General features: G+C 39.2%; 3 protein-coding genes and 2 pseudogenes. 1 reads left to right on the top strand and 4 read right to left on the bottom strand.

What is annotated here, in order from left to right; genetic code table 11:
• Positions 1-73: 73 nt before the first annotated feature.
• From EDD57_RS15345 to EDD57_RS15335, 3 genes and pseudogenes are all read right to left on the bottom strand, one after another.
• Positions 74-232 (bottom strand): annotated as a pseudogene (locus EDD57_RS15345) (IS3 family transposase); the annotation flags it as partial.
• Positions 233-261: 29 nt separating this feature from the next.
• Positions 262-544: pseudogene (locus tag EDD57_RS15340) on the bottom strand (hypothetical protein); the annotation flags it as partial.
• Entirely contained in the window at positions 511-699 is a 189-nt protein-coding gene (locus EDD57_RS15335; protein ID WP_243649571.1) for a transposase, read from the bottom strand. The pseudogene EDD57_RS15340 and the gene EDD57_RS15335, both read right to left, overlap by 34 nt.
• Before the next feature lie 242 nt (positions 700-941).
• On the opposite strand from EDD57_RS15335, the gene EDD57_RS14150 reads away from it, so the two are divergent.
• The gene (locus EDD57_RS14150; RefSeq protein ID WP_165873855.1) at positions 942-1,823 is read left to right on the top strand and encodes a GNAT family N-acetyltransferase; all 882 of its coding nucleotides are present in this window, start codon (positions 942-944) and stop codon (positions 1,821-1,823) included.
• Positions 1,824-1,897: 74 nt separating this feature from the next.
• Here the strand turns inward: EDD57_RS14150 and EDD57_RS14145 are convergent, their stop codons facing one another.
• Complete coding sequence (locus EDD57_RS14145; RefSeq protein ID WP_131850060.1) at positions 1,898-2,170, bottom strand: hypothetical protein; 273 nt, start codon at positions 2,168-2,170, stop codon at positions 1,898-1,900.
• Positions 2,171-2,369 lie beyond the last annotated feature (199 nt).

Below are 2,369 nucleotides of genomic sequence, written 5' to 3'. Positions count from 1 at the left end.
TGGATTCGTCAGACTTAAGTGAACCGCCTAGTGCGGAACCGCATGCTAGGTGGTGTGAGAGGTCGGGGGTTAATCACCCCCTCCTACTCGATTTTACCTTCAAGCGTTTGTGGTTGTAATAATGAATATAATTCACTAACTCCTGTTTAAAATGATCCATACTTTCAAATTCATGGAGATAGAGCAATTCACTCTTTAGTAAACCAAAGAAGTTTTCCATAACAGCATTATCAAGGTTTTATGATTCAGATGATAACCTTATTTTCGTAATTCCCAAGTGATGCGGCGATATCCGTAGCGACCTTTATGCTCATGAAAAATCGAAACGATTTTTCCTTTTACATGCTGTATTTATCTGGTTGATCCATCCGTTTGAGCCAGTAATAATAGGTGCTACGAGCAATGTCTGCAATTTTCAATAGAGTTTTTACAGGATAGTCGTGCCTTAATTCATAAATTATTGGGGCTTTGTCTACTTTTCCCTTTCGTGAATTAAGGCATTCAACTTTTTTAAATAGGCATTCTCCATTCGCAAGTACTCAACAACGCACGGTATCCGTGTTCTTGATACCTTAATACCCACTCTCTTAACATGGTAGGGTCTACTTTATATTGCTTCGTAACATCTTTATATGACTCGACACCATCGAGGTAGGCTTTAACAGCTTCTAATTTGGTTTCTGCTGAATATTTAGCCACAGAAAAAGCACCTCCTCCAGTAAATGCGGAAGACACTGTACGGTATGAATCTGCTATAAAAAGACTCAAGGACGGCGGTGTAGAATTCAAGGTAACAGATTCTGGAGCAATACTAATTAAGATTTACCCTGTTTTTTTCCTATAGCTGAAACAGGTAGTAAATAGGAATTGTCAGACTAGGATTAATGAATGAAAGTTGGGGTATAAAGGTAAATAAAAAATTAGGGGATATGCTGAAAGTGATGACTCTACATAATGGTTTAATCATAAAGCGTGGTCTGGATGCTAAGGATCTGGAAGAGATAAAAAAATTATCTGAGATATGTAATGAATACGAAAAAATAGAGGTCAAACTAAACTGGGAAATGTTGCAAAGTCGTCCGAAAAAGGAAGAGAATGACTTTCTCTATTATGAAAATGGGGTTCTAGTGGGTTTTTTTGGACTGTATGTGTTCAATTCGCGTGAGGCAGAGATTGGGGGCATGGTACTGCCAGATGCTCGTCGCAAAGGAATTTTTCAAACATTGTTGGCACAGGCTATCGAAGAAGTAAAGAGCCGTGGCATCCCTAATCTGTTGTTTGTGGTTGATAACAATGCAAAGTCGGGTCCACTATTTGTTAAGGCACAAGTTGATACCCAATATACATTTTCTGAGTACTGCATGGTTTTGAATGAGGCTAAGCCACAACCAAAACGCTTTGAGGATGTAATCGTCCGAAAAGCAAAGCCTGAAGATGCCAATTTTATTGTCGATTGCATGGAGGTTGCTTTTAAGTTGCCTAAAGGGGATGTTAAGTCCGAAAGATTTTATCAGCCTGATACACGGGCGTTTCTAGTTGTAAAGGGACAGGAAAAAGTGGGTGTTTTATCTGTACAGATCGGCGATGAGGGAGCTTTTATCTTTGGATTTTGTTTACTGCCTGAGTATCAAGGGCAGGGCTATGGGAGGCAAGCTCTTTCAGAGATTGTGCAGACGTTGTTAAAAGAAGGAGAAACGAGGCAGTTTCTAGATGTAGCTTGTGAAAATAAGCGTGCACTAGAGTTGTACCAGGATTGTGGATTTGTGGTAATAGGGAGTAATGATTACTTTGCAAAGCAACTTGGGAGCTATCAAAAAAGCTAGTTTGAGTTTGGATTTAAGGGGTTTGTCAACGTGTTAGAGGAGGCCGGATCTATTTTGTAGATCCGGCCTTTTTGCTAATCCCTATATCGTTTGACAAACGCTAAGAGTCCATGTAAGGACAAATTTGTAACGAGGGTAATCAACATGTAGACGAGTATCCAAAATCCGAGTCCATTTACAAAGCCAACTAGATACAGCAAAGAAAAAAAGATACCTGTGATCCCAGGGCCAAACCACCAGTTATGGAACAGCACGCAGCTTAACATTCCCCATATTACGGCAAGAGTAGGGAAGATGACTGTAATGATAATCATAGGATCTGTATATAGTTGCCAAAGTTCTTGCATAAACCGTTCCCCTTTCATAGAGAACCACAATATAATTATAACAAATTTATGTATTTTCTGATATATTATTCTCTAAACTAAAACCTCCTCTATAATGAGGAGGTCTCAGACCGCAGACAAAGTCTATTTTATAGACAAGGTTTGCGGTCTTTTTTGTCGAATTCTAATTATATAGAATCGACTACATGGAGGGATAGCT

The sequence above is a fragment of the Baia soyae genome, assembly GCF_004341445.1.
GTDB classification, from domain to species: Bacteria; Bacillota; Bacilli; order Thermoactinomycetales; family Thermoactinomycetaceae; genus Baia; species Baia soyae.
This window is presented reverse-complemented; position numbering and strand designations above follow the sequence as displayed.

Bases quoted from the DNA above. Each gene is read 5' to 3' on its own strand.
- EDD57_RS14150 (WP_165873855.1), top strand. From the start codon at position 942: ATGACTCTACATAATGGTTTAATCATAAAGCGTGGTCTGGATGCTAAG.
- EDD57_RS14145 (WP_131850060.1), bottom strand. From the start codon at position 2,170: ATGCAAGAACTTTGGCAACTATATACAGATCCTATGATTATCATTACA.